The 24061-nt window shown below is 42.5% G+C and carries 23 protein-coding genes; 12 read left to right on the top strand and 11 right to left on the bottom strand.

Translation table 11 applies throughout. The features are described from left to right. Window positions 1-7 precede the first annotated feature (7 nt). Window positions 8-1111, top strand: coding sequence for a hypothetical protein (locus ACR63N_RS12295; protein WP_472782100.1), 1104 nt, complete (start codon window positions 8-10; stop codon window positions 1109-1111). A 286-nt stretch (window positions 1112-1397) separates the two neighbouring features. Next, window positions 1398-1901 carry a hypothetical protein gene (locus tag ACR63N_RS12300; RefSeq protein WP_367104668.1) on the top strand — a complete coding sequence of 168 codons (504 nt, stop codon included), beginning with the start codon at window positions 1398-1400 and terminating at the stop codon, window positions 1899-1901. 45 nt (window positions 1902-1946) lie between these two features. Here the strand turns inward: ACR63N_RS12300 and fos are convergent, their stop codons facing one another. Then, window positions 1947-2348, bottom strand: a complete 402-nt coding sequence (fos, locus tag ACR63N_RS12305) for a fosfomycin resistance glutathione transferase (RefSeq protein ID WP_472782101.1) — start codon at window positions 2346-2348, stop codon at window positions 1947-1949. Window positions 2349-2545: 197 nt separating this feature from the next. Here fos and ACR63N_RS12310 point away from each other — a divergent pair, with 197 nt between their 5' ends. Continuing rightward, window positions 2546-3331, top strand: a complete 786-nt coding sequence (locus ACR63N_RS12310; protein ID WP_367106581.1) for an SDR family NAD(P)-dependent oxidoreductase — start codon at window positions 2546-2548, stop codon at window positions 3329-3331. A 36-nt stretch (window positions 3332-3367) separates the two neighbouring features. Here the strand turns inward: ACR63N_RS12310 and ACR63N_RS12315 are convergent, their stop codons facing one another. After that, window positions 3368-4663, bottom strand: coding sequence for a right-handed parallel beta-helix repeat-containing protein (locus tag ACR63N_RS12315; RefSeq protein ID WP_472782102.1), 1296 nt, complete (start codon window positions 4661-4663; stop codon window positions 3368-3370). A 116-nt stretch (window positions 4664-4779) separates the two neighbouring features. Here ACR63N_RS12315 and ACR63N_RS12320 point away from each other — a divergent pair, with 116 nt between their 5' ends. Beyond that, a complete protein-coding gene (locus tag ACR63N_RS12320) occupies window positions 4780-5118 on the top strand; it encodes a hypothetical protein (protein ID WP_367104664.1) in 339 nt (112 codons plus the stop codon). 103 nt (window positions 5119-5221) lie between these two features. On the opposite strand, the gene hemH is transcribed toward ACR63N_RS12320, so the two are convergent. Continuing rightward, a complete protein-coding gene (gene hemH, locus ACR63N_RS12325; RefSeq protein ID WP_367108443.1) occupies window positions 5222-6241 on the bottom strand; it encodes a ferrochelatase in 1020 nt (339 codons plus the stop codon). Window positions 6242-6617: 376 nt separating this feature from the next. On the opposite strand from hemH, the gene metX reads away from it, so the two are divergent. From metX to ACR63N_RS12340, 3 genes are all read left to right on the top strand, one after another. Next, complete coding sequence (gene metX / locus ACR63N_RS12330; protein WP_367108562.1) at window positions 6618-7898, top strand: homoserine O-acetyltransferase MetX; 1281 nt, start codon at window positions 6618-6620, stop codon at window positions 7896-7898. A gap of 17 nt (window positions 7899-7915) precedes the next feature. Further along, window positions 7916-8533 (top strand): methionine biosynthesis protein MetW, encoded by a 618-nt coding sequence (gene metW / locus ACR63N_RS12335; protein ID WP_367104662.1) that lies wholly within the window; start codon window positions 7916-7918, stop codon window positions 8531-8533. Between the two features lie 403 nt (window positions 8534-8936). Beyond that, window positions 8937-9518 (top strand): tetratricopeptide repeat protein, encoded by a 582-nt coding sequence (locus tag ACR63N_RS12340; RefSeq protein WP_367104661.1) that lies wholly within the window; start codon window positions 8937-8939, stop codon window positions 9516-9518. Window positions 9519-9596: 78 nt separating this feature from the next. On the opposite strand, the gene ACR63N_RS12345 is transcribed toward ACR63N_RS12340, so the two are convergent. Beyond that, on the bottom strand, window positions 9597-10217 hold the full coding sequence (locus ACR63N_RS12345; protein ID WP_367104660.1) for a peroxidase-related enzyme: 621 nt from the start codon (window positions 10215-10217) through the stop codon (window positions 9597-9599). A gap of 214 nt (window positions 10218-10431) precedes the next feature. Between ACR63N_RS12345 and trhO the strand changes: the two genes are divergently transcribed. Further along, entirely contained in the window at window positions 10432-11496 is a 1065-nt protein-coding gene (gene trhO / locus ACR63N_RS12350; RefSeq protein WP_472782103.1) for an oxygen-dependent tRNA uridine(34) hydroxylase TrhO, read from the top strand. 133 nt (window positions 11497-11629) lie between these two features. Here the strand turns inward: trhO and uraH are convergent, their stop codons facing one another. Beyond that, window positions 11630-12055 carry a hydroxyisourate hydrolase gene (uraH, locus tag ACR63N_RS12355; RefSeq protein ID WP_367104658.1) on the bottom strand — a complete coding sequence of 142 codons (426 nt, stop codon included), beginning with the start codon at window positions 12053-12055 and terminating at the stop codon, window positions 11630-11632. 315 nt (window positions 12056-12370) lie between these two features. After that, window positions 12371-13597, bottom strand: coding sequence for a phosphoglycerate dehydrogenase (gene serA, locus ACR63N_RS12360; protein WP_367104657.1), 1227 nt, complete (start codon window positions 13595-13597; stop codon window positions 12371-12373). A 311-nt stretch (window positions 13598-13908) separates the two neighbouring features. Here serA and ACR63N_RS12365 point away from each other — a divergent pair, with 311 nt between their 5' ends. Next, a complete protein-coding gene (locus tag ACR63N_RS12365) occupies window positions 13909-15417 on the top strand; it encodes an FAD-binding oxidoreductase (RefSeq protein WP_367108445.1) in 1509 nt (502 codons plus the stop codon). 126 nt (window positions 15418-15543) lie between these two features. Here the strand turns inward: ACR63N_RS12365 and ACR63N_RS12370 are convergent, their stop codons facing one another. Beyond that, a complete protein-coding gene (locus ACR63N_RS12370) occupies window positions 15544-16197 on the bottom strand; it encodes a BLUF domain-containing protein (protein WP_367108446.1) in 654 nt (217 codons plus the stop codon). A 415-nt stretch (window positions 16198-16612) separates the two neighbouring features. Here ACR63N_RS12370 and ACR63N_RS12375 point away from each other — a divergent pair, with 415 nt between their 5' ends. Then, window positions 16613-18250, top strand: a complete 1638-nt coding sequence (locus tag ACR63N_RS12375) for a carbon-nitrogen hydrolase family protein (RefSeq protein WP_367104654.1) — start codon at window positions 16613-16615, stop codon at window positions 18248-18250. Window positions 18251-18384: 134 nt separating this feature from the next. Next, entirely contained in the window at window positions 18385-18936 is a 552-nt protein-coding gene (locus ACR63N_RS12380) for a protein disulfide oxidoreductase (protein ID WP_367104653.1), read from the top strand. A 142-nt stretch (window positions 18937-19078) separates the two neighbouring features. Here the strand turns inward: ACR63N_RS12380 and ACR63N_RS12385 are convergent, their stop codons facing one another. The 4 genes from ACR63N_RS12385 to ACR63N_RS12400 all read right to left on the bottom strand — a co-directional run bounded on the left by ACR63N_RS12385 (window position 19079) and on the right by ACR63N_RS12400 (window position 23181). Then, window positions 19079-19672, bottom strand: coding sequence for a glutathione S-transferase family protein (locus ACR63N_RS12385; protein ID WP_367104652.1), 594 nt, complete (start codon window positions 19670-19672; stop codon window positions 19079-19081). Window positions 19673-19843: 171 nt separating this feature from the next. Next, window positions 19844-20959: an alanine dehydrogenase gene (ald, locus tag ACR63N_RS12390; protein ID WP_367106575.1), complete on the bottom strand. Its 1116-nt coding sequence runs from the start codon at window positions 20957-20959 to the stop codon at window positions 19844-19846. A gap of 89 nt (window positions 20960-21048) precedes the next feature. Continuing rightward, window positions 21049-22407 carry an NCS1 family transporter gene (locus ACR63N_RS12395; protein WP_367104650.1) on the bottom strand — a complete coding sequence of 453 codons (1359 nt, stop codon included), beginning with the start codon at window positions 22405-22407 and terminating at the stop codon, window positions 21049-21051. Between the two features lie 75 nt (window positions 22408-22482). After that, the gene (locus tag ACR63N_RS12400; protein WP_367104649.1) at window positions 22483-23181 is read right to left on the bottom strand and encodes an aspartate/glutamate racemase family protein; all 699 of its coding nucleotides are present in this window, start codon (window positions 23179-23181) and stop codon (window positions 22483-22485) included. A 182-nt stretch (window positions 23182-23363) separates the two neighbouring features. Between ACR63N_RS12400 and ACR63N_RS12405 the strand changes: the two genes are divergently transcribed. Continuing rightward, entirely contained in the window at window positions 23364-24050 is a 687-nt protein-coding gene (locus ACR63N_RS12405; protein ID WP_367111366.1) for a GntR family transcriptional regulator, read from the top strand. Window positions 24051-24061: the final 11 nt, after the last annotated feature.

Genomic DNA, 24061 nt, shown 5'->3' on the forward strand with positions numbered 1-24061 from the left:
CCTCTCTATGATCAAATCATCTCATATCACTACTCTAACCTTTTATACCTTTGTCAGCTTTAGCTTGTTATCTTATGCCGTGGCAGAGACTTTACCCGATGCGGCAACTTATATAGAGGCCAAAGAAGAAGCTTTAGAAGATTTGCACTTAGACAATGCCGCACTAGACAAATCAACCCCTCTATATTCTCAACCTAATTTTGAATGGGGCTGGACAGATGAGAAGCGTAAAAAAGTCAAAGATAAATTGGATATATGGGCAAATGAGATGAACGATTGGTTTGGCGAGACTGATCCCCAAAAACCCGCTACCACTAGCTTAAGGCTGGTACTGGATACACGCTGGGCAGACGATCCTATAGAAGGTAATGAAGTAACGGTTAAGCCTAGGATTCGTGGACGTTTGCGCCTGCCGGTGCTAGAGGAACGTCTAAGTTTGATCATCGGTGATGGCAACTTGGATGAGGATACTTTTCTAAAGTCAGGTAGCAATGTAGATGAGGATATAAGCGATCCAGATAAACTCATCGATACTAGAAGAACCCGAGATGAAAATGCGTCCATTGCGCTACGTTGGTCACGTTTTGATGATCAGATTGAAGATAAACTGGGTGTAAAAACGGATGTAGATCTTGGTGTGCGCTCGGTGGATGATCTCTATGTCAAGGTAAGCGTGGATAAAGACTGGTATGAAGGCGAGAAACTAAAGATCAGCAATGATAACTTTTATCGCTATGGCCTTGATAGCAAACACTACATTAAAGGGGCGCTGAATTTAAAATATGGTACTAGTGCTGATAGATTCATCAACAATCGCACTACCATTCGCTATCGCAACCGTAACCATGAAGAGAGCACAGATTGGGTAAATGATCTGCGCCAAGTGCACTACTTGGGTAATGAAAAACAGCTGGCCTACGGTATCGCGACCAGCGGTTATTTTGATCACGATAAGTCGACACTAAACAGTTACGGCCCTGCCATCAGCTACCGTCAGCCTATTTGGCGTGAGTGGTTTTATGTCCAAACGGAACTTAACTATCTCAACGACAAAACAGACGATAAAAACCATTACCCTTCTGCTTTGCTGCGAATGGAGGCTTTGTTTTAGCTCCTTAGAACGAAAAAAAGTGGTATGGCTATAGCATAGTTGCTCAAAAGATAGCGTTTCTATATACAAGGTAAATTAAAAAAATCAATAGTAGTATTCAATTGATTAGAAAAACTTTACAATAGAAAAATGCATATGTTGCCGTTATAATGATGTACTAGAATTTATCTTTTTATAACACCCGTCTTAGCGATAAAAGTAAGCTATTTTGCTCGCTTTTTTCTTTAGATTTAGCTCTATAATTTAGGAGAGTAATATTTTCAACGAGAATGGCATTATTGAGATTTTGGGTAATATTATCTTGGTGCTCTGCTTACTGCGCAGTTTACAGTATGCGATGCAAAGCCATATCAAGCGAGGCCACTACTTTTGGCTAGCCTCAGTTTTTGTATTTTTAATCGTACTGCGTAGAGAACTAAACTATTTACCAGACCTATTTATTGCTAGCGACTTCTCATTTCTCAGTTACTCTTATGACTGGTGGGAAGATAGCGTACTCTTAGTCGTTTACATCTTAACTCTTGGGTTATTGGTTTATTCATGGCGCTATTTGTGGGCGCTATTAAAAAGTACAGCGCTCCTGATATATATTAGTGTAGCGGTATTAGCGCTCATACAGTATATGGGCGAGAACGCGATTGGCTTCCCTCATGATCTTGGTATAATGGTTGAAGAATTGAGCGAAGATACGATATACGCCATTGCTCTGTTTTACTTATTGAGCTTTAGACTGGTAGATTTTGAAAAGCGCTTGGCAACTAAAACAGAATTTGAGTTGGAGGCACGTTAGCTTTGATCGCTAAAGTTGATAACGTTTAATTTTAAAGAAAGCTCGTTAGTTTAACCATCTAAGACCAGCATACGGCTGAGTTTTCAAGCTCTCTAGCCGAGATTGTAGATCACCTGTATGTACTTCTAACTTATGCCCGTCTGGATCAAGAAAATATAACGAGTCCCCTTCGCTGGTATTTTGTTTCCATTCGAAAATTTTATTAGTTTTTATCTTACCTAGAAAGGTTTCAAAATCAGCCTGCTCAATAGAAAAAGCAAAATGCGTATAACCTTCAGCAGGCGTAGTTGCTTCTACCGAAAGACATAGCCAAAGCTCATTTAAATGGAGATATGCTCCGCTGTCCCAGCGTACATCTGCTTTAAAGTCTAGAATATCGGTATAAAACTTCAAAGATATATCTAAATCTTGCACTGTCAGCGTAATATGATTTAGCCCGGTTATCATTTGTATCGTATCCTAAGATAATGATAAGTTTATTTGAAGCACTCAGCCAAGATAAAAGGTTTTAGAATATAAAATTATAAAACGTCAATAATCAAACTCACACCTTAATAGTTTGTAGCAAAGACACCATGTTATGCTCTCTACCGCTTTGCTATACTAAAAAAATTCAATCATTAACCCAACTATTAGGTGAAACTATGAATATTTTAATCACTGGCGCGTCGCGTGGTATTGGTCTTGCCACTGCCAAACGTTTGGCTACAAAAGGTCATAACGTCGGTCTGTTTGCCACTAATATGGATACGCTTGAGCACGCCATCAAAGATAAAACCTTTAAAAAGCCTAATAAAAAAGATCGTATTATTACCGGTCAGCTTGATGTCACTCAGCCAGACTCATGGGATGAGGCTACCCGGCAAATGATTGACAACTTCGGTAGCATCGATATTTTAATCAATAACGCCGGCTTACTGGTCAGCGGTGCGTTGCCAGAGACGGACTTAGATGAGCAATTATCTTTGATTGATGTCAACTGTAAAGGCGTTCTGATCGGCTGTCATAAGCTTGCGCCTTATCTGGCGGATAGCAAAAACGGTAAAATCATCAACGTGTCTTCTGCCTCTGCCATCTACGGTCAGCCTGAGGTTGCTAACTACGCCGCCAGCAAATTCTTCGTTCGTGGTCTTACCGAAGGTTTGAATATTGAATATGCTGCTCTAGGTATCAAAGTCATTGACGTCATGCCGCTATGGGTCAAGTCGGATATGACCAAAGATATCGCCGTCACCAGTATCGAGCGTTTGGGTATCCATCTAACCGTTGACGATATTGCCAAGAGCTTATATAAATTGTGCAGCCGTCCTAATCGTAAGCTGTCACGTACCCACTACCCTATTGGTATGCCAGCCAAGGTTTTTCATAAACTCTCACAAGTTACCCCTGATCCTGTAATTCGCTTTGTAAATAGTAAGATTGGTTCATAGTCTTTATATCTGTTAAATCTATAATCAACGTTAGGGCTACCGAATCTCGGTGGCCTTTTTGCTGGCGTCCGTTATTTTGATAGCTTGCGCAAGCATTTTATCGATAAAAATATTGTCTTTAATCACCGTATCTTTTACCGCGCCAGCAGTGCTTGCTTCTCGAATATCAGAGCCGACAGTAATAGGTTGAGCTACTGTTGCATCAAAGGTATTGCCTTCGATAAGCGTTCCATCGTCTTCAACGATAATACCCTGCTCTACTTGCTCAAAACGGTTGTTCGTGATCGTATTATCTTTGGCACTGTCCAGATGATAACGGGCAAATAAGGTCTCTTTAATCTCATAAGCACCGCACTCAAAGCCTTTAAGATCACGTGATTGTCTTGAGGCGACCCAAACACCAACTGGTTCGTCTTGGAATAGATTGTCGCTAATAATATTGTCACGACTAGACTCGGTACGTTTAAAATGATTGCTGCGCGCTGGATCATTGGCGTGCTCAAAGCAGTTGCGGTATAACAGGATGCTGCCGGCGCCATTATGAATAAAAGTGTTGTTCTCTATACGATTGTTGCTTGATGAATCGACAGCGATGGCTTCACGATTGGGTTTGAAGCTGCGAAAACCATTACCGACAAAGACCGAATCTTTGATGACATTATTACGGCTACCAAATTCCAAATAAAGCCCCACCGTGCCCGCGTTTTGCACATGCACTTGCTCAAAAGTGACTTGGCTTACATGGTCACCGACGAATATGCCGCTATTCTTGCTATTGAGACTGCTGACATTGATGACGCGAATATCTTGTGGAGCCAGCGCGCGATTGGCTGCCGGGTCAGTGAGACCACGCGCGTAACGCTGATTAGGATTACTGTATTGGCGAATGTGCAGCGCGTGTCCGTAGCCATCAACGTGACAATTGGCTAATGCGATATCTTCAATAGCGGTATCAGTTTTAGGCTGAATAGTAATGGCGCTAGCGTTTGATTCATCGTCCGCCCTAGTGCTAAATGTCGCACCCTGACAGTTAAGTGAGCTGTGCGAGCTATCGAGTATAAAACGTATTGATTTACCTGTTAAATCGCAACCTTGACTCAGCGCACTATGACCTTTTATAGTCAAAGTTTGCTTCGATATTAAATCCCCACACTCTATAATTGTCGTGGGCGCTGGCAGATTGGCATCAACAATTTGAGGCAGCTTTAAATTAAGTTTAGTATTAGCATGGTTAGCAGTAGAGGTACTGCCAATAGGCAGACGATCACAAGCGCTCAGTGCGACTACAACACTTATAAATGATACCGCGACTGGTAGCTGACTACTTATCATAACGACCTTCTTACATTTTTTGAACATCCTGTGACACCTTGCTACTAGCAGTAGCAACTAAAAGGTCGCACACTACTTACAACCATTAACCTATCATAAAAATTAAGGAATGACTTATGGAAAACCCAAAAAATCCACTACCAGAAGAGATGGATAGCATCGATAGCAATAAAAGTACTGACATGGACAAAGACGACCAACTCGTCGATCTAGAAAACCCTATGCTGCGCACTTTTGATAATGACGATGTGATTGATAATACTGCAGGGTTTGATAACTCAGAGGTCGGCACTGACGCGACCCAAGGTCTGACCCCTATGCATCGTCAAAATGTTGATGAGCAACAAGTGCCTGATTTGTTAGTAGAAGGCAATCTTGACGATGACGATTATCCCGATATTGCGGATATCGCTGATAGCGAAGCTGCTGAACGCACTAACGACGATGATTTTTAAGTTCTTGTCATACGACTTGACAAGTTAGTCTCAATTAAAAAGCACGCCCAATATTAGTGAGCGTGCTTTTTGTCGTTAAAAAGCGGTTTTGGATTTAAGAAGATTAGACCCAGCCATCTAGCGTACCCGTCCAGCCCTGCACTAATGGCGCAGCTAGCGCTTCTATCAAATCAATATGCGCGTCATCTGCATTGAGCGCTGGAATATAATGATATTCTTGCCCGCCAGCATTCAAAAAATTATCACGGTTTTCAATAGCTAGCTCCTCTAGCGTTTCTAAACAATCGGCTGAAAACGCAGGGCTGAGAATCTGTACTGAACGCACACCCGATTTTGCCCAGTCATCTAGCACCACATCGGTATAAGGCTTGACCCATTCTTGCTTACCAAAGCGCGACTGAAAACTAATAATCCATTCGTCTTCCTTAAGTCCTAATTCATGTGCCACTTGCGCGGCGGTACATTTGCAGCGTTTGGGATACGGATCGCCTTTATCAGCATAAGGCTGCGGAATACCGTGAAAGCTAAACATAAGCTTTTCAGGCTTACCATGCTTAGCTTGAAAACGACGGATACTGTCGGCCAAGGCTTTGATATATAAAGGATGGGCAAAATAATCTTTAGCTATGGTAATATTGGGCAAATTACGCTGCTTAAGTGTCCACTTAGTTATTGCATCATACACCGCGCCGCTTGAGGTGGCTGAATACTGCGGAAACAAAGGCAGCATAACAAAATGATCGACCCCCTCGGCACGTAGTTTATCCATCACATCGGGCAGACCTGGATTGCCATAGCTCATCGCTGCATGCACCGAGATCCGAAATGGCTCGGCACGCTCAGCCAAGCGCGGCTCAAGTATTGCCACTTGCTCATTTAATATATTGCGCATGGGCGAGTCGCCATCCCAAATACTGGCATAAGCTTCCGCCACGCGCTTAGGACGGTTAGGCAACACAAATAAATTAAGGATAATAGCCCATAAGAGTTTTGGAATCTCGATCACTCGAGTATCTGATAAAAACTGGCGTAGATAACGACGTACCGCAGGCGCAGTAGGCTCATCAGGGGTACCAAGATTAATCAGCAACACAGCAATACGCGGAGGCAATTCAGGTTTCATAGCAGTACATTCTATTGAAAGTTATTAAAAGGTTGTAGCAGCAAAACTAAGCACAAAACTGCCGTTAGTTTAGCATCTTATCGCTATGAATCGCAGGACAAATATAGCCGCTATACAATTTAATACGCAGCCTATAGTTCGCTGATTAAGTTATTTACGCCTGTTGAACATAAACACTTTGCATGAAGGTTGTGCTCGTGCTCTCATCGCCATACAATAGGCGAACATAACGTATTGTATAGCGATATATCTTGTATTTTATCGATAATTGTTGTCCTGTGAGGTAGCTTTGAGCACACGTCCCGATACCCCTAATGGCTATGCTGATAATCAGTCTGGCAATAAGCGATTTAATTCTAATGGTTCAGTTGGCTCAGTGAGCATTGTTACGCCAGAGAATTTTCACTTTGCTGAGCCATTGACGCTTGAGTGTAATCGCACTCTACCCTCCTTTGACTTGATGGTAGAAACTTATGGTACGCTCAATGCTGATAAATCAAACGCGATTCTAATTTGTCATGCCTTATCTGGTAGTCATCATGCCGCAGGCTATCACAGCGCTGACGATACTAAAGCGGGCTGGTGGGATAATATGATTGGCCCGAATAAAGCCATTGATACCAATCGATTTTTTGTCGTTTGTGTCAACAATATCGGTAGCTGCTTTGGCTCAACGGGCCCCACAACTATTAATCCCAATAGTATAACTGATGATAATGAACCGCAAGTTTATGGCCCTGACTTTCCGCTAGTCACCATTAAAGATTGGGTCAAAACCCAAGCCATGCTCTCAGATCGTTTAGGTATAAAAGCTTGGCATGCGATTGTTGGCGGTTCTATGGGCGGCATGCAAGCTATGCAGTGGTCAGTTGATTATCCTGATCGCCTCAAACGCTGCGTGGTTATCGCCAGCACCCCTAAGCTATCTGCGCAAAATATTGCCTTTAACGAAGTCGCCCGCCAGTCCATCTTGTCTGATCCTGACTTTAAGAACGGGCGCTACTTACAAGCTGGCACCTACCCGCGCCGCGGGCTAATATTAGCGCGCATGGTTGGGCATATCACTTATTTAACTGATGATGCGATGAAAGCCAAATTTGGCCGCGATCTTAAGTCAGGCAAATTTATGTACGGCTACGACGTTGAGTTTCAGGTAGAGAGCTACCTACGCTATCAAGGCGAGCGCTTTAGCGAAAACTTCGATGCTAATACTTATCTGCTGATGACCAAGGCTTTGGACTATTTTGATCCTACCCGCGACTATGCTATAGACTCTGTAGAACCGCTGGAGTCTTCTATTGCAGAATCAGTAAAAACCACAACCGCTACTATAAAAGATGAGCTTGAAGATTATGCAGCCGCTAGCGATGACGCCAGTAACACCCATCAAGAACTCACTGCGCTTAAAACCGCTTTTGCTCATACTCAGTGTCAGTATTTGATTGTGTCCTTTACCAGCGATTGGCGTTTTGCCCCCGAGCGCTCACAAGAGATTGTCGATGCCCTAATGGCTACTGGTAAGCCGGTCAGCTATATCAATGTCGATGCCCCGCACGGTCATGATTCGTTCTTATTTGATATTCCGCGTTACATGGGTGCGATCAGAGGGTTTTTAACCGCGCCGTTCATTGCTACCCCTCAATCAGTCAATCAATAAACAAAAGGAGAGCGTTTGTGAGAATGGATCATCAACTGGCTGAGCGCTGGATTGCCCCGCACTCGCACGTACTAGATTTGGGCTGCGGTAATGGCGAATTATTAGCACACTTGCAACAAAACCTTAGCGTAACTGGCTATGGTATAGAGATTGATGAGGACAAAATCAATGACGCCATCGCTAAAGGATTATCTATTGTGGAGCAAGACCTCAATGATGGCCTAGGCCGTTTTGCCGATGACAGCTTCGATACTGTAGTCATGGCGCGCGCCCTACAAGCGGTTAAAGAACCGGATCTATTATTACTCGATATGCTACGCGTGGCTCGTGAAGCGGTCATTACCTTTCCCAACTTTGCGCATTGGCAAAACCGAATTCATCTTGGCTTAAAGGGTCTGATGCCTGTATCTGAAGCATTACCATACGAGTGGTATAACACGCCGAACATTCATCTGTGTACCTTTAAAGATTTTGAGCAGCTTTGTGCTCAACATGATATTCATATCATCAATCGTTTTGCAGTGAGCGATTCAGATAAAGGCCATTCTGCTTTGATGACTAGTCTTATAAGACATGCCCCTAACCTTTTAGCTGATGTTGCTATTTATCGGGTGACCAAACATCAAAGACGTTAAAACTATAAAACCTGCCTTATACCCATTACCTATTGTTAACTGACCCCTATTTTTTAAGGCGAGTCTTACTTAATGTATATTCTCAGTATACTTACACTTGCTACACAGTAATTATCTGGTTTTGTTACAAACTAAGACCGCTCAAAACGTGTTAAATGAGGTAATTAGTATTTGAGTTTCGTAACTTCGAATGGTAAGCTAGCCAAATAGTGTCGATGACACTTCTAATATTTTTGCTTATCTATCCATTTAGTATTTATTTTGCATTCGTATTTGCATCTGCGTCCCTGCTAATATTTAGGTAAGCCAATACTGTAATGGATATATTGTTGCTATCTCATTATTTAAATTTCGGTAGCAAATTTTATCCACTGCTTATCAACTGCCTAATTTTGGAGCTGCTATGAAACTATTGAAAGCCGCCTTATTTACTGCATTATTCTCTTGTGCTGGTCTAGCCAATGCCGAACTGATATCGAACGTACCCCTTGATACGTCACGTTTTGAGCTGATGAGTGTTAGTGATTTGTCTGCTCGCGCTGCGCAAGGTAATGATCATGCGCAGTTTTATCTTGCCAAACGCTTACAAAAAGGTGAAGGGGTTGCACAAAATACTAAGCAAGCCATTCAGTGGTATACCCGCGCGGCTGAACAAGGCGTTGCTCCTGCCCAGCTTAATTTAGCGATTATGTATCTGCGCGGTGAAGGCGTGCAGCCCAACTTGCAGCAAGCTCGCGTTTGGCTTGAAAAAGCCGCGATGCGCGGTGACAACCGTGCCAGCTATACCTTGGCGCTACTTGATGAGAAGCAAAAGAACCTAGTTGATGCTTATAAGTGGTATGATCTTGCGGCCCGTGATGGCATGCTCGATGAAAAAGTACGTAGTAAAGCACGTGGCAAAATCGGCCAGTTAGCCTTGAACTTATCCAGCTCAGATATCGCTAATGCGCGCAGTCAAGCCGATCGTTGGTTCCAAAGTAAATAAGCTTTGAGTTTCTAGTCAATAAAAAATCCAGCTTATAAGCTGGATTTTTTTGTTTAACTGATAAGTTATTTAAAAACTCTATTCTCTTGGCACACGTCCCATAGTATAAAACTCTTTATTGGACTGCATATTCATCACAATCGCCATTCTATTAGATAAGCCAAAAAACGAGGTAATACCCGCAATATCTAAAATATCCTCGTCGTCATAGCCGTGTTCTTTGAGCGCTATATAATCAGCATCCTGAATAAGCTCTGGTGTACGGCAAATTTTTAGAGCAAAGGCTAGCATTTGTTTTTGCTTGGGACTAATAAGCGCATGCAAGTAGTTGACTGCGATTTGGTCAGCGAGCAGCGGCTCTTTTGAGAACACGCGCAGTAGCGCGCCGTGAGCCACCACGCAATATTGGCAGCCATTGGCGGCGCTAGTGGCGACAATGATCATCTCTTTTTCAGCAGGGCTTAGCGTGCTACCCTCGCGCTCCATAATAGCATCGTGGTAAGCAAAAAAAGCTCTAAACTCCGCTGGCCGGTGTGCCAAAGCTAAAAATACATTAGGAATAAATTTAGCTTTTTCTTGTACTGCCAATATACGTTCTAAAATATCCTCAGGTAAGTTGTCTAAAGACGGTACCGGATAGCGGCTGATAGGCGAGCCGATAGAAGGACTGCTAGATGGGTTAGTTGCTTGGTCACTCATGTGTCATCTCCATTGATGTAGTTATGGTCATTAATACTTTCACAGATAACTTTAAACTTTACATGATAGCTCTCTTGATAACAGCAATTTATTCAAAAACCTACCAAAATTTGCTACACTACGTCCGCTAGCTAATTCCACAATTAAGCTAGTGTTATCTATAAACTTTTAAACTTATTGCACTAGGTTTGCGACCTAGCCCGCAGGAGATATTATGAGTACTACCCCAAAAAACATAAGTAATACAAATCACGATGCAAAAAAAGCCAAGGCTTACGATAGCGAGATCAACAATATCGTCGTGGCGGCGCTGTATAAATTTACCCGTTTTACTGACTTTGAGCAATATCGCGAACCGATCTTAAATACCATGCTCGAAAATGACGTTAAAGGCACCCTGCTAATTGCCAGTGAAGGTATTAACGGCACGATCTCCGGCAACCGTGAAGGCATTGATAACGTCCTTGGTTATTTGCGTAGTATCGAAGCGATTGGCAGCTTTACCTTCAAAGAGTCTTATACCGATGAGCAGCCTTTTTATCGCACCAAAGTAAAGCTAAAAAAAGAAATCGTTACTATGGGCGTAGAAAATATCGACCCATTACAATCGGTTGGTCGCTACGTGAAGCCAAGTGAGTGGAATGCGCTGATCTCAGACCCAGAAGTCATTTTAATCGACACCCGTAACGATTATGAAGTTCAAATCGGTACCTTTCAAAACGCGGTCAACCCAAACACTGAGACCTTTCGCGAGTTTCCAGAGTATGTGGCAAAAGAGCTAGACCCTAATAAGCATAAGAAAGTAGCGATGTTCTGCACTGGCGGTATTCGCTGCGAGAAATCAACAGCGTTTATGCGCGAGCAAGGTTTTGAAGAGGTCTATCATTTAGAAGGCGGTATTTTAAAATACTTAGAAGAAGTACCTGCCAGCGACTCTATGTGGGAAGGTGAATGCTTTGTATTTGATAATAGAGTTTCAGTAAATCATGATCTAGAAAAGGGCGAATACGATCAGTGTTTTGCTTGCCGGATGCCAATCACCGAAGCGGATAAGCAAAGCGCCGCCTATAGTAAAGGTGAGTCTTGCCCACATTGTATTGATAAAGCTACCGAAGCGCAAAAAGCACGTTTTCGTGAGCGTGAGTATCAAATGCAATTGGCTAAACAACGCGGAGAAGCTCATATTGGCAGCGACGTCATTGAAGTGATGGAAAAACGTAAAGCGGAAAAAGAAGCGCGTCGTCAGGCGGAGGCCGCTAACAAGGCTAAAGCGGGTTAGGATTAAGCTACTATTGAAGTAAGAGGCAGTTATATATTATTACTTCTTACCTATGATAAAAAAAGAGAGACCCAATGATTGGATCTCTCTTTTTTATTAATATCGTCAAATTATATGTAACTATTTTTGCTACTTAGCTACCACGATAAGTACTGTAACCATAGGCCGATAGCGTGATTGGCACATGATAATGGTTGTTGTCTTCGATATTAAAGTTAACTTCGACATACGGATAAAATGACTCTAAGCCTTGGCTCATAAAGTAAGGTTTGGTTTCAAAAATGAGCTTATAAGTACCCTTATGATCCGCATTACCAGCATTGGGTAAGAAGTTACCAATACGGCCATTATCATCTGTTTTTTGCTCATTAAGCAGTTGCCACTGCCCGTTATTTTGCATCATTAATTTTACATTAACATTTGGCGCAGGCTTACCCGTACTTATATCAAGAATATGACTTGATAATTGATGCGTACCTTGATCAGCCGCTTGTCCAGCAGTCGCGGTCATGGCTAATACGCCGCCTAGCGCTGCTGCTTTCATAATATTTATTTTCATAACTTATCCTTCAATTGTTGTTTTAAAACAAGACAATGAGGTATACCAGCTCAAAAATAGAAAATCTATTTTAAAACCAATAAATCATCGCTGCTCGTATAGTATACTAGCCGCAGATTTATAGTCTGAGAACATCGGTACAGTATAGAGGCTGTAGCAGTTATAAATAATATATTTTATAAATAAGCAGTTTTTATAAATTAGTATCACAGCTAAGCTAGTCTCACAACTAAGTAAGAGCACGCCAAAAAATAGCAGACAATCCTAAAACTGCCTGCTATCATCTATTATCCAAACCAAGTCAAACGATGCTAATTAAAACAATATCCGCACGCGAATGGTTTCTTCGACGTCTTTGAGCTGATCAAGAGCAGCATCTGAATCATTGTAATCAACATCCATCACCAAATAACCCACATCACCTTCGGTCATCAGGCTTTGCGCCAAGATATTAATATGTGCCTCGGCGAACAAGCGGTTGATTTGTGAGAGTACTCCTGGGACGTTTTTATGGATATGCAGTAGACGATGTGAGCCCTCTTTAAACGGTACAGAGACCTCTGGGAAGTTAACCGCAGTAGCGGTATCGCCTTGGTCTGAGTATTTGACGAATTTTTCAGCTACCTCAAGGCCAATATTGGCCTGTGCCTCTTGGGTTGAGCCGCCAATATGCGGGGTCAAAATCACATTATCAAACTTACGTAGCGGTGATTCAAACTCTTCGTCAGCGGACTTTGGCTCTTTTGGAAACACATCAATCGCTGCGCCCAAAACTCTGCCTGATTCAAGAGCTGCCGCTAAATCGTCAATCTCCACACAAGTACCGCGCGCGGCATTGATAAAATAGCTGCCCTCTTTCATGTGCGCAAATTGCTCCGCCTTCATCATATAGCGCGTACTGGGTACATCTGGCACGTGCAAAGTGACGATATCAGCGCTGGATAATAGCTCCTCTAAGCTGCCAACTTGATGCGCATTACCCAATGGCAATTTGGTGACTACATCATGATAAATAACTTTCATACCGAAGCTTTCAGCCAGCACAGACAGCTGTGAGCCGATAGAGCCGTAGCCGACGATACCGATGGTTTTGCCGCGTACTTCATGCGAATTGGTAGCAGACTTGCCCCAGCCGCCGCGATGCACTACTGCGTTTTTCTCTGGAATACCGCGATAAAGCATAATGGCTTCTGCAAGTACCAATTCAGCAACCGAGCGAGTGTTTGAGTACGGGGCGTTAAAGACCGGGATACCCATCTCACGCGCCGCTTCTAGGTCAACTTGATTAGTGCCAATACAAAAACAACCAATACCGATAAGCTTTTTGGCCTCTGACAAGACTTCACGCGTCAGCTGTGTGCGTGAGCGAATACCGATAAAATGCGCGTCTCTAATTTTTTCGATTAGCTCATTTTGATCGAGTGCATGACTAAGATATTCGATATTATGATAACCGGCACTTTCTAACACTTTTAGGGCATTCTCATGTAGCCCTTCAAGGAGTAAAAACCGGATTTTGTCTTTTTGTAATGATAATGCCATGTGAGATCTGTCCTATAATTGCTTTATAATTAATTTGTGTAGTAGCAAGCTATCAAAGAGATAGTAGCCTACGCGAATAAATAAAAATAATTCAGTTATCTTACACAAATTTAGTGGATGTTGTTAGAGATTATGTCTAAATAAATAGTTACTATTTTATACACTTATATACAGACTTTATTTTGTGACTTGATAGCAGTGGGGTAGCGCTTAGCAGTGTGCTAATATTGATCCTAATACGCATTTATACTGGTTACTATCAATTAAATTACTGTCAATTAAACTATTGCTAATCAAAATATGAGATCGTTATGACTACTTCTACTGACACCCTATCCACCGCTCACGAGCGTACCCATGCCGCAGAGCAAGCACCTGTTGATGAGCCTACCAGTAGGTCTATAGCAGATGCCAATACTACTGCTGTACAAACCATTTTAAACACCCTTCTTGAGACTCATCACTTTGATAGCACGCAAATAAAGACTGATAACGAGAGCCTAGAGCATTGGGGCAAAGACTGGACCAAACATTTTGCCCCTGCCGCCTCTGCTATTGTGTTTCCAAAGACTACCGAGCAGGTACAAGCTATTGTCAAGCTTGCTAATAAGCATAGTGTAGTATTAACGCCAAGTGGCGGCCGTACGGGACTATCAGCGGGCGCAGTTGCGGCCAATGGTGAGATTGTGGTCAGCATGGATAAGATGAATAAAATAGGTCAATTTTATCCTGCTGATCGCTTGGTGGAGATTGAAGCCGGCGTAGTCACTGAGCAATTGCAGCAATTCGCTGAGTCCAAGGACTTGTACTATCCGGTTGATTTTGCTTCGGCAGGCTCTAGTCAAATGGGCGGCAATATCGGTACCAACGCGGGCGGCATCAAGGTCATTCGCTACGGCATGACCCGTCAGTGGATTATGGGACTAACCGTTGTTACTGGCAAAGGCGATATTTTGCAGCTAAACCGCGGTATGATCAAAAACGCTACGGGTTATGATTTGCGTCAATTGTTTATCGGCAGTGAGGGTACGTTAGGCTTCGTCACGCACGCGCAGATTAAGCTTGAGCGTCCCCCGCAAGATCTAAACGTCATGGTGCTAGGTATGAATAGTTTCAATGATGTTATGAATGTATTGTCAGCCTTTCAAGCTAAAATTGATCTGACCGCATTTGAGTTTTTCGATGATGTTGCGGTTGATAAATTAATGGCTCACGGCCAAGTACAAGAGCCGTTCGAATCACGTACCAAGTTTTATACTTTGCTTGAGTTTGAAGCGCCTTATGAGCCTATTATGGACAAAGCAATGGCTATATTTGAGCACTGCATGAATGAAGGCTGGGTGGTTGATGGCGTTATGAGTCAAAGTATGGCGCAGGCAACTGAGCTTTGGAAGCTGCGCGAATATATCTCTGAGACTATCTCCGTATTTACCCCCTATAAGAATGACTTATCCGTACTAATCAGCTATGTGCCCGACTTCATCACTGAGATTGATCATATCGTCAGCAGCAATTACCCTGACTTCGAAGTATGCTGGTTTGGGCATATTGGCGATGGCAATTTGCATCTCAATATTTTAAAGCCTGAAAACATGAGCAAAGATGACTTTTTTAACGAGTGTCAAATCGTCAATAAATATGTCTTTGAAACGGTACAAAGATATGGCGGTTCTGTATCTGCTGAACATGGCGTCGGTATGACTAAAAAGCCCTATCTGCACTATAGCCGCAGCGACACTGAAATTGATTACTTAAGGGCCATCAAAAAAGTATTTGATCCTAATAATATTATGAACCGTGGCAAGATCTTTGATATGTGATTGTCTACTAATGGCTCGTCTTTTTTAGATAGCTCTGAAGGCTATAAGAAAGAGCATAAAAATGACGCTATAAAATAGAATATAGCGTCGTTTTTGTGCTTGGTATTACAAAAAATAGGATAGGGCTTAGACATAAAGCAATATTAGCGCTGTAATAATAAGTACAATGAGGACCCCTTGCACTATCAAAAAAGCTTGATGCGGGGCAGCAATATGACGAAACATATTACCTAGCGCATTGTAAGTAATTCCTGCCGCTCTAATATGGGGCGGCGTCTCAAAAGTTTTGATCAGCGCTACAAACTGTTCGGTGCGCTTAAGGTTCCAGCCGTGCGGCGCAAAGGGTAGAAAAGGCGTTAATTTTGTCGCTTGCTGCTTGGTCGCCGGCGACCATAGCCAGCGCTCCAAAAACAATAAGCGCATACGCCAGTCCGAAAAATTACGTTGCTCAACAGCTTGTAACAATAATGTTTTAGTGTTTTTATGACGTTTGTCAGAGAATATTCGTTGTTGTAGCGCAAGTACTTGCGCCTTTTCACCTTCGATGCATTGTAAAAAGTGTCCATTGCCATAACATAGAATACCAGTGATGTTATTATACTGATTAAAACGGCGAGCCTGCGCTTCTATATCATCAAATATTGAAGTATTTAGACGTGTAGTCATTGTGATACTACTAACGTAAACCAGCTGAATTAGTGCAGATTCTGATACTTCATCTAAATTTTTTATAGTATCGATGTTTTTTATAGTATCGATATGCTCTAAATGCGATGACATAGCAAGTTAATCCTGAATGATGGTGTATACCGTTGGAATATAGACATAAAACGTTAAATATAAGAAAGCATAACTGGGGCGTATTGAATATTCACAAGTCGGCACTGCTGATAATAATTGTTTAAAATATTAAAATTGCTCATCTCAATTATTAAGTAAAAATCTAGTACATAGAAAATTTATTCAATATAACAAAAGTAAATGAGTAAGTAAGTTAGAATACAACAAATGATTGATATTGTTAATAATTGTAACATCATAACTGTTTCATTGATATTATCTTTTAGCCCAATTCAAAATTTTCGTAAGCACATTAAGCTATTGTAAACTCTCTTATATAACTATTTAAGCCTTATTAAACTTTAACCACTGATTTTGACAACTGATAGTAATTGCACATTGATATAGGACTATTATGAATAAAGTAGAAAAGATAGACGATTTTCATCTAACGATTGCTGAGATTAAGAAAAAAGACTATCCGCAGCTAAAAGCTTTGATGGATCGCGTCTATGCAAACTTAGGCGGGGCTTGGTCAAAGACTACGATCAACACTTTAATTGATGCTTTTCCAGAAGGTCAAATTGCTTTGTTTGACCATGATCAATTGATCGGTATCGTATTGTCTGTGCGCGTTAATTATACTAAATTTTCCAATCCGCATACTTACGATGATCTAATTGGTCACAAAGAAATTATCAAAGACGATCCTGAGGGCGACGCTATCTATGGTCTAGATGCTTTGATTGATCCTGAGTATCGTGGGTATCGTTTAGGACGCAGGCTCTATGATGCGCGTAAAGAGCTGTGCCGGCAGATGAATTTTCGCGCTATCTTAGCAGGTGGCCGTATTCCCAAATACCAAGATCATCAAGATATGACGCCAGGTGAGTACATTGATGCGGTTGAGTCGCGTGAGATTCATGATCCGGCTTTATCATTTCAGTTGTCAAACGGCTTTATCGTCAAGCGTATCTTGACCGGTTATTTGCCTGATGATAAACAGTCAAAAGGTTTTGCTACCCTCCTTGAATGGGCCAATATCTATTATGAGCCGCAAGACTACAAACCCAATACGCGTAAATCTGAGGTGCGTATCGGCGGTATTCAGTGGCAAATGCGAGAGGTCGAATCCCCTGAAGAGCTGTTGCAGCAAGTTGAGTTTTTCGTGGATATTATGGCCGATTACAACTCTGACTTTGCTTGCTTGCCAGAATTCTTTAATGCGCCATTAATGGGACTGTGTGAGTCCACTGATCAAAACGTCGCCATTCGCTTTTTGGCTGATTATACTGAATGGTTTAAGAATGAAATCTCACATTTGGCCGTCAGCTATAATGTCAACGTCATTACTGGTTCTATGCCGCTGCTTGATGAAAACGATACCTTGTATAATGTTAGCTATTTGTGTCGCCGTGATGGTACCGTTGAGGAGCAGCGCAAGATTCATATTACCCCGCACGAGCGTAGCGCTTGGGTTATTGAAGGCGGTGATGAGGTAAAAGTCTTCGATACTGACGCTGGCCGTATTGGTATTTTAGTTTGTTATGACGTTGAGTTTCCTGAGCTTGCGCGCTTGATGGCACTTGATGATATGGATATCTTGTTCGTACCGTTTTGGACTGACACGCAAAATGGTTACTTGCGTGTGCGTCACTGCGCGCAAGCACGTGCCATTGAGAACGAATGCTACGTGATGATTTGTGGCTCAGTGGGTAACTTACCGCAAGTTGAGAGCCTTGATATTCAGTACGCGCAGTCAACTATTTTTTCGCCATCAGATTTTGCCTTCCCGCATGATGCAATTATGGCAGAAACTACCCCCAATACCGAGATGGTATTTTTCTCCGATGTAAACTTAGATAAGCTGATCCATGTGCGTAATGAGGGTTCGGTGCATAATTTACTTGATCGCCGCGATGACTTATTTAGTCTTAAATGGAAACGAAAATCTAAGATATCTGCTAGCAAACTAAGCGATGCTGAGCGCCGTGAGAACTCAGGTAGCGTCTTACTAGGCGATCCATTACAAAATCGCGCACAAAAATCTTAATCGCTAGAAACACTCTATAGAAACTTACTGTGAAAACTTAAAATAAACGGCTGCTTATTCAGCCGTTTATTTTTATCTATTGAAATAACTGCTCGCAATCAAACCTCACGGAAGTAAATAAAAAAGCTGCCACTATGACGACTGATATTAAAAAGACAGAAATAAAAGCTAAAAAAACGCCAAAACAAAAGCTCTTTTCAATACTAAAAACAGTCCTAATTTACGGCTTAGTGTTTATACTAATTTATACTGTTATCAATTGGTGGCGACAGCCGGTTATGCCAGCCCACCCGCAATTGCAGCTTACTGATTATCAAGGACAGACTATTGATTTAGCAGCTATAAGCGCTGATAAGCCAGTACTGGTTTATTTTTGGGGTACTTGGTGTCCGATATGTAGTGTTACCTCCCCCACTATCAATAATCTAGCTAACGCGAGTAGCTATCCTATCGTCACCATCGCCATTCAATCGGGTAGCGATCAAGAACTAGATAATTATCTGGCTGAAAATAAGTACAATTTTACGACCATCAACGACCAAGAAGGCGATATCTTTACCGATTGGCAAGGACAAGTTACGCCTTCGTATGTGGTGTTAAAAGATGGCAAGATGACACAAGGATTGACTGGTATTCAGCCGCTGTGGTCGCTTAGGTTGCGATTGTGGTTAAGCGACACCTTCTAAGTTAAAGTCCTTATTACTTACTTGTTTTAAAATTTCATTAAATTCTAAGACGTTACTATTTGGATGACAAATGATGCTCTGGCAGATCAATCTTTTTTACCCAGTCCAGCGCTATATTATATGTCTGCATCCAAGCACTCTATTAAATTGCAGGCATGGATACAAAGTTTGGCAGCGCCTTAATGCGATCTATCCAGCTTTGTATTTCTGGATAAGGCTCTAATGATACGCCGCCTTCATGACTCAGCGCTATATAAGGAAAACATGCTATATCCGCTATTGTAGGCTGATCAAGCTCTAGCCAGTCGCGATCAGCTAAGTGATCGTTTAGGATAGTGAGAATACGGGACGACTTCGCTCTAGCGGCATCCACATCAAGATCAAAGCCGAATTTATCATGTAGCCGCGCATCATTTGGCCCTCTTGCAATCTCACTCTCAGCGACCATCAGCCACTGAGCAACTTTTGCCTCATCAGCAGCTGTGGTTGGATACCAGTCCGTTCTAGCAAATTTTCGAGCTAAGTAAATAAGAATAGCCTGTGAGTCCCTGAGAGTTAAATCGCCATCAACGAGTACCGGAATTTCACCAAAAGCGTTTCGTTTAATGGATTCTGCATTCTTATGCTCACCGTTTAAGAAGTCAACCGGACGCAAGGTGTAAGGTTGCTCAATCAAAGCCAAAAACAGTCGAACCTTGTAGCAATTCCCTGATAATTCTAAATCGTAAAGCTCCATGTCCCTTGCTCCTATAGTGGTTGATGATCTTAACCTACAATATAATATATTAACAATTGACGTCAATTTAAATTATTGAAAATACTGAGCTTTTTTATCAAAAACTAGTCTACTAAACAGAGTATTAGCTTTACGTCAGAAGAATCACAATCAAAACGCTTAACCAAAAACCTAATCAATTAGCTCATCTAAATCCTTATACTCATAATTGAGCGCCTCGGCAACCGCTTCGTAAGTCATATAGCCTTGCATGGTATTAACACCTTTTGCTAGTGCTGGGTTGTCGTTGCAGGCTGCTTTTACGCCTTTTTTGGCGAGTGCTTGTATATATCGCAAGGTAACGTTAGACAGCGCCATCGTTGCGGTACGCGGTACCGCGCCTGGGATATTAGCCACCGCATAATGGATAATACCATGTTTGGTATAAGTTGGATCATCATGAGTGGTGACATGATCGGTAGTCTCAAACACGCCGCCTTGGTCGATGGCGATATCAATAATAACGCCGCCATCATCCATTGCTTTGATCATGTCCTCGGTGACCAGTTTTGGTGTCGATGCTCCCGGAATTAATACCGCACCGATAACTAAATCGCTGTCTTTGACACTTTTGGCAATGTTGGCTTTATTTGATATTAAGGTCTGCACATTATTACCGAACATCTCTGAGAGCTCTTTTAGGCGCTGCGGATCTAAGTCCAAGATGGTTACATCAGCACGCAGTCCTACCGCGATTTTCGCCGCCTCTGTCCCTGACACGCCGCCGCCGATAATGGTCACGCGGCCCTTTTGTACACCGGGCACACCGCCAAGCAAGATCCCTTTGCCACCATAAAAACTTTGCAAAAACTGCGCGCCAATCTGGGTGCTCATACGGCCTGCGATCTCGCTCATTGGTGTGAGCAGTGGCAGTGACTCATCTTCAAGTTGCACGGTCTCATAGCCAATAGCGGTGACTTTATTATTGATCAATACTTCGGCAAGCTCAGGCTCATTCGCCAGATGCAAATAAGTAAATAGAATCAGATCTTCGGTTAAGTATTGAAATTCTTCTTTTTGTGGTTCTTTTACTTTAATGACCAGCTCGACATTCCATGCTTTGGTCGCACTATCAACGATAGTTGCGCCCGCCTCCTTATAATCATCGTCAGTAAATTGCGAGCCTATGCCTGCATCAGTTTCAACGAGCACCTCATGACCATCGTCAACTAGCATATTGACACCGTTTGGGGTTAAACCAACGCGGTTTTCATTATTTTTAATCTCTTTTGGGATTCCTATTTTCATAATTCTTCCTTGCTCAAAGTTTTTAAGAGTGGTGGTTATAATAAGCATGGATATCTTAGGACATATTTTAAAGTAAGCTTACCAAGCGTTTATGACATAAAACGCTGAGCCGCTGGCATTTTTAGCATCAATATCCAATAAATAGCTCCAGCTGGAATCAGACTGGCGTACCAAGAGACGCTTGAAAACAATAGCGCAACTACGATACCCACTATCATAGCAATGACTGCTGCCATATTGGTACCTTTATAAGGTCCATTTTTGTCGTAAAGTTTATCTAGATCAAGCTTTTGCTTACGAAGGAAATAATAATCAACGACTAAAATAGCAAATAGTGGCCCCAAAAAGGCTGAATAGGTTTGAATAAATAGATTTAATCCAGCGGCAGACTCATCTTTTACCAGCTCCCAAGGGAAAGTGCAAAAAGCAAGCAGACCGACAATAACAGCGGCAGTTTTATATTTGAGATTAAATATATCCATCAGCGCATAAGCTGGAGGAATAACGTTGTTTAGAATATTAGTGGTGACTTGAGCAAAAGCGATAAATAGCATAGTAATAACTAGTAAAGGCTTGTTATCAACGGCACTTGAGAAAACTTGAATAGGATCAACCTCGCCTGTAGCACTAGTGACCATGACCCCAATCAAACCCATGAACAAGGTAGCAGGCAAAATTGAGTTGGCGTAGATAACCACTTGACGAAATAGTCCTACGTTTTTACGTAGTTCACGCGAGTAGTCTGACACGTTGAGCATCATGGTGCTATAAACACCTAAGAACAGCATCGTTGCGCCCCAAAACGGAGTACCCCAACTGCCCTCGACGTTGACAAGATTGGTTGAGATCGTCGTACCATATTTGTCAATGACACTAAAGAACATATAAGCTAGTGAACAGATAATAAACACCGAGCCGATGTTTTCAAGCCATTTGATGCCATGAAACCCAAGAACCGATAGACCAATTTGTAAGAACTGAAAACCTAAGAAGAAAACGACAATATTGCTATAGCCAAACAAGGTATCTGATACTAAATTTAGTGCTCCTGCGCCAATCCAGCTTTGAAAACCAAACCAGACAATCGCTGGCACTGAGCGCACTAGAGCTGGTATCCGGCTGCCCGTAAAGCCAAATGCAGAGCGCGTTTGCACCATGAACGGTATGCCGTATTTGTGTCCGGCTTTGCCATTGATCATCAATGCGGCACCAATAACCGTACAACCAATGGTGATCGCCAGTACTACTTGTAGTAAGTTTAAAGTGCCGACCAGTCCTGAGCCAACTGTAAACGTACCGATAGACACACAGCCGCCAAGCCATGCAAATAAATAAGACCATGAACCCATAATCCGCGTAGTTTGCGGTGCAAGGCTCTCCTCTCCAATTGCCTTATGATCCAGCGTATCTATTCCTGCTGTCGCAGCGGCCGTTTTTATACTTTCCATTGCGTTCTCCTTCCTTGAGAAATGAATTACTATCTATCGTGAGTAGTGCATAGGTTATCGTTAATGGTGCATAGTTTAGCTTTGAATCGGCTTAGCGTAAGCGCCGATCTTACTGGTTTTGAGTCCGCAGCCGACTAAAGCCTCAATCATACGGGTGGCGACAGTGACGCCATCAATGACAGGAACGCCCGTCTCTTCGGTTAACCATTCTGTCAAATCCGCCATGCCAGCACAGCCTAGAACTACAGCTTCGCAGTTGTCCTCATTTACAGCGCGCAGGATCTCGTCGCGGACTTTTTCACTCGCACCAGAACCTGGCTCCTCAAGTGCCAACACTGGTATTTCAGCAGAGCGTACCCGTCTACAACGATGCGACAGACCATAACCGTGGATTAAGTCTTCAATGACAGGCACAGAGCGCGGTAAGGTAGTGACGACGCTAAATGAAGTTGAGATCATACTTGCCGCTTTAACCGCCGCTTCACAAATCCCAAGAACCGGCCCTGAAAACACTTCGCGGCAAGCACCAATACCCGGATCATCAAAACAAGCGACCACAACGCCATCGACCCCTTCTGCTTCAGCTTGCTTGAGACGAGCTAATAACCCTGGTACTGACATGGCTTCATCATGATGACCTTGGATAGAGGCTGGCGCATCTGTGCCAGAAGCACCAATAATAGTCGTTCCAGCGCTGGCTTTTTGACGAGCGCTTTCGACGATTTTATCGGTCATAGAAGTGGTTGAGTTTGGATTCATTACTAAAATTTTCATAAAGGCTCTCAATTGACGGCATTCGACTAACTATAATGTTGCCAAAAATAAATAATGACACTGGTAAATATTGTTAACTATTATTGTTAACAATTCAACTGATAAAATAATATTTGTTGTAGAGGCGCGAATGGCACACTATAATCGCGGCTATGAATAAAAAAACCTCAAAAGAAAAGATCTTGGAATCTGATAATACGCCTGAGCATATTATTATTAACGCTATTACTACGGCCGTATCAGAACAGCGTTTGTCAGCTGGAACTAAGCTTGGCGAGCAGATGCTTAGTGATCTATTTGATTGCAATCGAGCCAACGTAAGACGCGCTCTATCCACCCTTGCTACCATGCATGTTGTGCAGTTGCAGCCGAATCGTGGCGCTTTTGTGTCAACCCCTACCCCAAAAGAAGCTGGTGATGTGTTTGAGGCTCGCCGTACTATTGAGCGCACCCTAGCACGTAGCGCTGTCAAAAACGTGCAATCACAAGATATCTTCGATATGCGCGATTTAATAAGCGCTGAAGCCGAGGCTCATGCGCGCGCTGATAAACCAGCAGAGCTGCGCTTGTCGCGCGCTTTTCATATGCATTTAGCAATCATAGCGGGCAATAAAGTTTTGGAGCAGTTTTTGAATGAGCTGACACTGCGTACGACGTTAATTATTGGCCTGTATAACAAAGCGGGTTCTTCAAATTGCGCAGAAGATGAGCATTCAGGTATTGTGCAAGCACTTGCAGACAAGGATGAAAAACGCCTGATCTTATTAATTGATCAACATTTGAATCACTTAGAAGCCGGGCTGGATTTTCAGCGCTCTATCCAACCTTTTTCAACGTTAGCAGAGCAGCTAATTATATCAGCGGACTAGGGTTTTTAAGG

The sequence above is a fragment of the Psychrobacter sp. M4 genome, assembly GCF_055699795.1.